Below are 8344 nucleotides of genomic sequence, written 5' to 3' on the forward strand. Positions count from 1 at the left end.
CCGATGAAGAAACTCAATCTGTCCGAATGGGCGCTGGGCCATCAGGCGCTGGTGCGCTACCTGATGATCATGCTGATGCTGGCCGGCGGCTGGGCCTATACCCAGCTGGGCCAGAAGGAGGATCCGGAATTCACCTTCAAGGCGATGCTGGTGCAGGCCAACTGGCCCGGCGCCACCACGCTGGAAATGGAACAGCAGGTCACTGACAAGCTGGAGGAAAAGCTGCAGGAGATGGGCGAGATCGACTACGTGCAGAGCTACACCAAGCCGGGCGAAAGCCTGATGGTGGTGTCGCTGCGCGAGGACGTGCCGCCCAAGAACGTGCCGCAGCTGTGGTACCAGGTGCGCAAGAAGCTGGGCGACATCGCCTACACGCTGCCGTCCGGCGTGCAGGGGCCGTTCTTCAACGACGAGTTCGGCGACACCTTCGGCAATATCTACGCCTTCAGCGGCGACGGCTTCAGCTACGAGGAGCTGCGCCAGTACGCGGAAGCGGCCAAGAAAGAACTGCTGCGCACGCCGGACGTGGCCAAGGTGCAGATGCTGGGCAAGCAGGACCAGCGCATCTACGTCGACCTGTCCAGCGCCAAGCTGGCCAGCCTGGGCCTCGACAGCCGCTCCATCTGGCAGGCGCTGCAGCAGCAGAACGCGATGACGCCGGCCGGCACCTTCGAAACCGCCAGCGACCGCATCTGGGTGCGCCCCACCGGCAAGTACGATTCGGTGGCAGCCGTGGCCGCGACGCCGGTCAGCGCGGGCGGCCGCACCTTCAAGCTGGGCGACATCGCCGCCGTCTCGCGCGGCTACATCGACCCGCCGGCCACCAGCGTGCGCTTCAACGGCAAGCCGGTGCTGGCGCTGGCCATCAGCATGAAGAGCGGCGGCGACGTGCTGAAGCTGGGCGCCAACCTGGACCAGGCCATCGCCCGCATCAAGGGCAAGCTGCCGCTGGGCGTGGAGATCCACGCCGTGTCCGACCAGCCCAAGGTGGTGCACGACGCGGTGGGCGAGTTCATGCGCTCGCTGGTGGAGGCGGTGGTGATCGTGCTCGCCGTCAGCTTCTTCAGCCTGGGGCTGCGCACCGGCGTGGTGGTGGCGCTATCCATCCCGCTGGTGCTGGCGATGACCTTCCTCGCCATGTACTTCTTCAACATCGACCTGCAGCGCATCTCGCTGGGCTCGCTGATCATCGCGCTGGGCCTGTTGGTGGACGACGCCATCATCGCGGTCGAAATGATGGCGCTGAAGCTGGAACAGGGCTGGAACAAGTTCCAGGCCGCCACCTACGCCTATACCAGCACCGCCTTCCCGATGCTGACCGGCACGCTGATCACCGCCGCCACCTTCCTGCCGGTGGGCCTGGCCAAGTCGATGGCCGGCGAGTACGTGTTCAGCCTGTTCGCCGTGGTGGGCATCGCGCTGGTGCTGTCGTGGATCGTCGCCGTGGTGTTCACGCCCTATCTGGGCTACAAGCTGCTGCCCTCCCACGCGCATCACGGCGAGCAGCACGACGTCTACCAGAAGCCGTTCTACCGCCGCTTCCGCGCGCTGGTGGCCTGGTGCCTGGACTACCGCAAGACCGTGATCGCCTTCACGCTGGGCGCCTTCATCCTGTCGCTGCTGGCGTTCAAGCTGCTCGTCGCCCAGCAGTTCTTCCCCTCGTCCAACCGGCCTGAGCTGATGGTGGACATGTGGCTGCCGCGCGGCGCCAGCTACCACGCCACGCTGGAGCAGGTGGAAAAGATGGAGAAGCTGGCCCGCGCCGACGCCAACGTGGTCAGCGTCACCAGCTACGTCGGCAGCGGCAGCCCGCGCTTCTACCTGCCGCTGGACCAGCAGCAGCAGCACGTCAACTACGCGCAGCTGATGGTGATGACCCGCGACGAGCACGTGCGCGAGGAGGTGAAGAAACGGCTGGAGAAGATCTTCGACAACGACTTCCCGCTGGTGCGAGGCCGCGTCACCCGGCTGGAGAACGGCCCGCCGGTCGGCTACCCGGTGCAGTTCCGCGTGATGGGCCCGGAGCACGGCCAGGTGCGCAAGATCGCCGACCAGGTGGAGGCGCTGGTGCGCAAGCAGCCGTCGACGCTGCACGTCAACCAGAACTGGGGCGAGCAGGTCAAGGCGCTGCGGATAGACATCGACCAGGACAAGGCCAGCGCGCTGGGCTTGAGCTCGCAACAGCTGTCGCAGCAGCTGCAGATGCTGATCTCCGGCTCAAGCGTCAGCGCCTTCCGCGAGGGCGACCAGAGCATCGCCATCGTCGCCCGCCTCAATCCGGGCGAGCAGAAGAACGTCGCCGGCCTGGGCAATCTGATGGTGCAGACCGGCAGCGGCCGCTTCGTGCCGGTGTCGCAGATCGGCCACGTCCGCTACGAGCCGGAGGAAGGCATCATCTGGCGCCGCAACCGCCTGCCGGCGATCACCGTCAGCGCCGACGTGATGGACGGCGTGCAGGGCGCGGATGTATCCGGCCAGCTCTGGCCGCAGATGCAGGCGCTGGAGCGCACGCTGCCGCTGGGCTACCACATCGAGGTCGGCGGCACGCTGGAGTCCAGCGGCAAGTCGCAAAAGGCGATCGCCGCGGTCGCGCCCTTGATGATTGTTGTAGTTCTGACACTCCTGATGCTGCAGTTGCAGAGCTTCCAGCGCACGCTGATGGTGGTGCTCACCGCGCCGCTCGGCATGATAGGCGTCACCCTGACGCTGATCTTGTTCCGCGCACCTTTCGGCTTCGTCGCGATGCTGGGCGTGATCGCGCTGTCGGGCATGATCATGCGCAACTCGGTGATTCTGGTGGACCAGATCGAACATGACATCCGCGAGGGCATAGACCGCTTCGAGGCCATCGTCGGTTCCACCGTGCGCCGCTTTAGGCCCATAATGCTGACGGCATTGGCCGCCATTTTGGCAATGATTCCATTGACCCGCAGCACGTTCTGGGGTCCGATGGCGGTCGCCATCATGGGAGGGCTGCTGGTCGCCACCGTGCTGACTCTGCTGTTCCTGCCGGCTCTGTACGCCCAATGGTTCCGCGTCGGACGAAATGAACAGCGGCTCTCCGCCCAACCGCAAGAACAAGAGCACAAATGAAGAATCACCGCCTCCCCCTCATCGCCGCCCTGCTGATGTTAGGCGCAGCGCTGCCCGCCCAGGCCTTTGATCTGGTCGGCGCCTGGCAGGCCGCCCGCGACTACAACGCCGACTTCGCCGCCGCCCGCGCCCAACGCGACGCAGGCCAGGAAAAAGCGGTGCAGGGCCGCAGCCAGTTGCTGCCGCAGGCCAACCTCAGCGGCAACTACAACTACAACAATCCGCTGCAGCCCAAAACGACGCTGGACGCCTACGGCCGTCCGGTCTCTGACATGCATTACGAAAACCACGGCTATAGCGTCAATATGCAGCAGCCGCTGTTCGACGTAGGCAAGTACACCGGCTACAAAAAGGGCAAGATCGGCACCGAACTGGCCGACACCACCTTCGACGCCGCCGAGCAACAGCTGATCCTGGACATCTCCCAGGCCTATTTCGACGTGCTGCGCGCCCAGGACACCCTGGCCGCCACCCGCGCCAGCAAGAAGACCTATCAAAACCTGCTGGAACAGGCCAAGACCGCGTTCGAGGTCGGCACCGCCACCATCACCGACACCCACGAAGCCCAAGCCGGCTACGACGGCGCGGTGGCGCAGGAAATCAGCGACGCCAACAATCTGGAGCTGGCGCAGAACAATCTGAAACGGCTGACCGGCCTGGAGCCGGCCGGCATCCAGACCGTGCGCGACCAGCTGCCGCTGGTTCCGCCCAAGCCCGCCGGCCTGGACGCCTGGGTGGACATGGCGCAGCGCAACAGCCTGAAAATCAAGGGCGCCGAGCAGAACCTGCAATTGGCCGAGCAGACCATCACCGAGAAGCGCGGCAACCACCTGCCCACGGTCAACCTCACCGCCGGCTACAGCGACAACATCAGCAACCAGCCTGGCACCCTGCCCAGCGCGCAGCATACCCGCGGCAGCCAGGTGGGCGTCACCGTCACCCTGCCCCTGTTCGCCGGCGGCGGCATCAACTCCCAGGTGCGGGAGGCCGTAGCCCTGCGCGACGCCGCGCGCGACCAACTGGAGTCCACCCGCCGCCAAGTGAAGGAGGACGTGCGCAAGGCCTTCCTGGGCGTGACCAACGGCGCGGCCCTGGTTCGCGCGCAGCAACAGCTGCTGGTATCGGCCAAGAGCAAGGTGGAATCCACCCGCCTGGGCAAGGAAGTGGGCATTCGCACCAGCATCGACCTGCTGCAGGCCGAGCAAGCCTACTACACCGCGCTGACCACGCTGGCCAACGCCAAATACAGCTATCTGACCGCGCGTCTGGCGCTGGCTCAATCCGCCGGCCAGTTGCAGCCGGACACGCTGGGCGAGGTCAACCAGCTGATCATGCGCTGAGCCCGAAACCCCTTCCGACGAAACGCCTGTGCCGCTTCCGCCACAGGCGTTTAATTTTTTAATGCATCTGTAGCTTTTTGCTAAACACCCTCATAGAATGATCCGCTGACGCGCCGGCCATCCCGACGCCATATCGACCCGCCGCGGCGGCGCCACGATCGCCCGGCCCCGAGGAGATTTCCATGAGCCAGCAGCAACTGATGCAACGCAAATCCGACGCCACTCCGCGCGGCGTCGGCGTGATGTGCAGTTTCTTCGCCGAACGCGCCAAAAACGCGGAAGTGTGGGATACCGAGGGCCGGCGCTACATCGACTTCGCCGGCGGCATCGGCGTGCTCAACACCGGCCACCTGCACCCGAAAGTGGAAGCCGCGGTGGCGGAGCAGCTGTCCCGCTTCAGCCACACCTGCTACCAGGTGGTGCCCTACGAGTCCTACATCAGTCTGGCGGAAAAACTCAACCAGCTGACGCCGGGCAGCCATGCCAAGAAAACCGCCCTGTTCACCACCGGCGCCGAAGCGGTGGAAAACGCGGTGAAGATCGCCCGCGCCGCCACCGGCCGCCCCGGCGTGATCGCCTTCGGCGGCGCCTTCCACGGCCGCACATTGATGGGCATGGCGCTGACCGGCAAAGTGGCGCCCTACAAGCTGGGCTTCGGCCCCTTCCCTTCCGACGTCTACCACGCGCCGTACCCGAACGCGCTGCACGGCGTATCGGTTGAGGACTCGCTGGCCGGCCTGGAAAAGCTGTTCAAATTCGACATCGACCCGGCGCGCGTCGCCGCCATCATCTACGAACCGGTGCAGGGCGAAGGCGGCTTCTACGCCGCGCCGGCCGAATGGGTGAAGGCGCTGCGCGCGCTGTGCGACCGCCACGGCATCCTTCTGATCGCCGACGAGGTGCAAACCGGCTTCGCCCGCACCGGCAAGCTGCTGGCCAGCGAGCATTTCGACGCGGTGCCGGACCTGATCACCATGGCCAAATCGCTGGCCGGCGGCTTCCCGCTGTCCGCAGTCACCGGCCGCGCCGAAGTGATGGACGCGCCGGCGCCGGGCGGCCTGGGCGGCACCTATGCCGGCAACCCGCTGGCGCTGGCCGCCGCGCACGCCGTGCTCGATGTGATCGACAGCGAGAAGCTGAACGAACGCGCCCAGCACCTGGGCGACGCGCTGAAGGAAAAACTGAACGGCCTCAAGTCGGCCGTGCCGCAAATCGCCGAAGTGCGCGGCCTGGGCGCGATGATCGCCGTCGAATTCAACCAGCCCGGCAGCCACAACCCGGATCCCGACTTCGCCAAAAAAGTGCAGCAGCACGCGCTGGCCAATGGCCTGATCCTGCTGACCTGCGGCGTCTACGCCAATGTGGTGCGCTTCCTGTTCCCGCTGACCATCGAAGACGACATCTTCGCCGAGGCGCTGGGCAAACTGGAGGCGGCGCTGAAGGCCTGATCGACCATCTACCTATGCGAGCGGTCCCGCCTGACGGCGCGTCCGCTCGTTTGCTCAAGGAATACCCGATATGTTGAATCTGCAAGATCCCAAGCTGCTGCGCCAGCAATGCTATCTGGACGGCCAATGGCTGGACGCCGACAGCGGCCAGTCCATCGCCGTGCTAAACCCGGCCACCGGCGAAACCGTAGGCCAGGTGCCAAAGATGGGCGCCGCCGAAGCCGAGCGCGCGGTGGCCGCCGCCGCCCGCGCCTTCCCCGCCTGGAAGGCCAAGAGCGCCAAGGAGCGCGCCGCCATCCTGCGCCGCTGGTTCGACCTGATCATCGCCCATCAGCAGGACCTGGCTGTAATCCTGACCTCCGAGCAAGGCAAGCCGCTGGCCGAGGCCAAAGGCGAGGTCGCCTACGGCGCCAGCTACATCGAGTGGTATGCCGAGGAAGCCAAGCGCGTCTACGGCGACATCGTGCCCGGTCCGGCCGGCGACCGCCGCGTGCTGGTGACCAAGGAGCCGATCGGCGTCACCGCCGCCATCACGCCGTGGAACTTCCCCAGCGCGATGATCACCCGCAAGGCCGCGCCGGCGCTGGCCGCCGGCTGCACCATGGTGGTCCGCCCCGCCAGCCAGACACCGCTGTCGGCGCTGGCGCTGGCCGAGCTTGCCGAACGCGCCGGCATTCCGCCGGGCGTGTTCTCCGTCATCACCGGCGGCTCCAGCGAAATCGGCGCGGTGCTGACCGGCAGCGGCACGGTGAAGAAATTTTCCTTCACAGGCTCTACCGAAGTCGGCCGCAAGCTGATCGCCCAATGCGCGGGCACGGTGAAGAAAGTGTCGATGGAGCTGGGCGGCAACGCGCCCTTCATCGTGTTCGACGACGCCGATCTGGACGCCGCGGTGGAAGGCGCGCTGATCTCCAAATACCGCAACGCCGGCCAGACCTGCGTCTGCGCCAACCGCATCTATGTGCAGGACGGCGTCTACGACGCCTTCGCCGACAAATTCGCCGCCGCGGTCGCGACGCTGAAGGTCGGCAACGGCCTGGAAGCAGGCGTCAGCCAGGGCCCGCTGATCGACCAGAACGCGGTCGCCAAGGTGGAGGAGCACATCGCCGACGCGCTAGCCAAGGGCGGCCGCCTGATCGCCGGCGGCAAACGCCACGCGCTGGGCCACACCTTCTTCGAGCCGACGCTGATCGCCGACGTCAGCAGCGACATGAAAGTAGCACGCGAGGAAACCTTCGGCCCGCTGGCGCCGCTGTTCCGCTTCAAGACCGAGGAAGAGGCGATCCGCCTGGCCAACGACACCGAGTTCGGCCTGGCCAGCTACTTCTACGCCCGAGACGTCGGCCGCATCTTCCGCGTCGCCGAAGGCCTGGAATACGGCATGGTAGCGGTCAACAGCGGTCTGCTGTCCAACGAGGCGGCGCCGTTCGGCGGCGTCAAACAATCCGGCCTGGGCCGCGAAGGCTCGAAATACGGCATCGAAGACTACCTGGAGATCAAATACGTGCTGCTGGGCGGACTGGATCGCTGAGCCGCTCGTCAACGTCCGACATGCAAAAGGCCATCGCGAAGATGGCCTTTTCAACTTGCTGCACAACAAGAAATCAAAGCGCCGGCTCGATCGACACCGCCGCCGATTCGGTAATCACCGCGACAACCTGATTCCCCACCTCAACCTCATCCAGCAATTTGGGATCGCGCACATTCACATCCAGCCGGCCCCCATGCGGCCCTTCCAGCGTCACAACGCCGTCCTTCCTGTCCAAGGCCACCACATTGCTCACCAGCGTGCTCACATGGCTCTCCACCACGCCGGGTTTGCCGCCTTCTTGCGGCTGGACTCTGACCGTCCGCTCCACATCCTTGCGCACATTGTCGCCGCCTTTCTTCAAGGCCAGCGCCACAGCGGTGCGATAGCGGACCCGCACGATATCACCCGCCTTCAATCGCTCGAGATTGCGCACATCGGGAGCAACCGGGAACTCCAATATCGCACCGCGCTCTCCTTTCAGCATGACGACACGCTGCCCGATATCGATGGCCGCCACCTCTCCCCGCATCTCATGCTGCTGAACGGCGACATCCGCGGCGACAAGCCGGGACGGCTGCTCATCGGCACTCGCCGATCCCGCTGCGGCAAGCGCTGCGCAAACCAATCCAGCGTAAATTCCGGTTTTAGACCACATCACGATCGCTCCTTGGCTTGATTGGGCTTTCCATCATAGCCCAGCGCCCCGCATCAAGCAGCCTGGCCATTGATATGCATGCGCCAACTTGCGCGTCCAGCAAAGACAAAGCCCCGCCGGGGTCCGGTCGGGGCTGGAAGTCGCGCGCGGGGCGCGCGCAAAGCAAAAACCCCAGCTCGTCTGAGCTGGGGTTCTGCGTATGGGGCGTCTGGCGGTGTCCTACTTTCACATGGCGAATGCCACACTATCATCGGCGCTAAGGCGTTTCACGGTCCTG

5 protein-coding genes are annotated in these 8344 nt (G+C 65.5%); 4 read left to right on the forward strand and 1 reads right to left on the reverse strand.

The features are described from left to right. Positions 1 to 3 precede the first annotated feature (3 nt). The 4 genes from ACX17K_RS09655 (at position 4) to gabD (ending at position 7412) form a co-directional block, all read left to right on the forward strand. Entirely contained in the window at positions 4 to 3093 is a 3090-nt protein-coding gene (locus ACX17K_RS09655; protein WP_493774615.1) for an efflux RND transporter permease subunit, read from the forward strand. After that, on the forward strand, positions 3090 to 4433 hold the full coding sequence (locus ACX17K_RS09660) for a TolC family outer membrane protein (RefSeq protein ID WP_493774616.1): 1344 nt from the start codon (positions 3090 to 3092) through the stop codon (positions 4431 to 4433). The genes ACX17K_RS09655 and ACX17K_RS09660 overlap by 4 nt, the downstream gene beginning before the upstream one ends. Before the next feature lie 182 nt (positions 4434 to 4615). Further along, positions 4616 to 5881, forward strand: a complete 1266-nt coding sequence (gene gabT, locus ACX17K_RS09665) for a 4-aminobutyrate--2-oxoglutarate transaminase (RefSeq protein ID WP_493774617.1) — start codon at positions 4616 to 4618, stop codon at positions 5879 to 5881. A 70-nt stretch (positions 5882 to 5951) separates the two neighbouring features. Continuing rightward, complete coding sequence (gabD, locus tag ACX17K_RS09670; RefSeq protein ID WP_493774618.1) at positions 5952 to 7412, forward strand: NADP-dependent succinate-semialdehyde dehydrogenase; 1461 nt, start codon at positions 5952 to 5954, stop codon at positions 7410 to 7412. Positions 7413 to 7485: 73 nt separating this feature from the next. Here gabD and ACX17K_RS09675 read toward each other — a convergent pair whose 3' ends face one another. Further along, positions 7486 to 8067: a hypothetical protein gene (locus ACX17K_RS09675; RefSeq protein ID WP_493774619.1), complete on the reverse strand. Its 582-nt coding sequence runs from the start codon at positions 8065 to 8067 to the stop codon at positions 7486 to 7488. Positions 8068 to 8344: the final 277 nt, after the last annotated feature.

The organism is Chromobacterium sp. INPA-IVC (assembly GCF_059047085.1).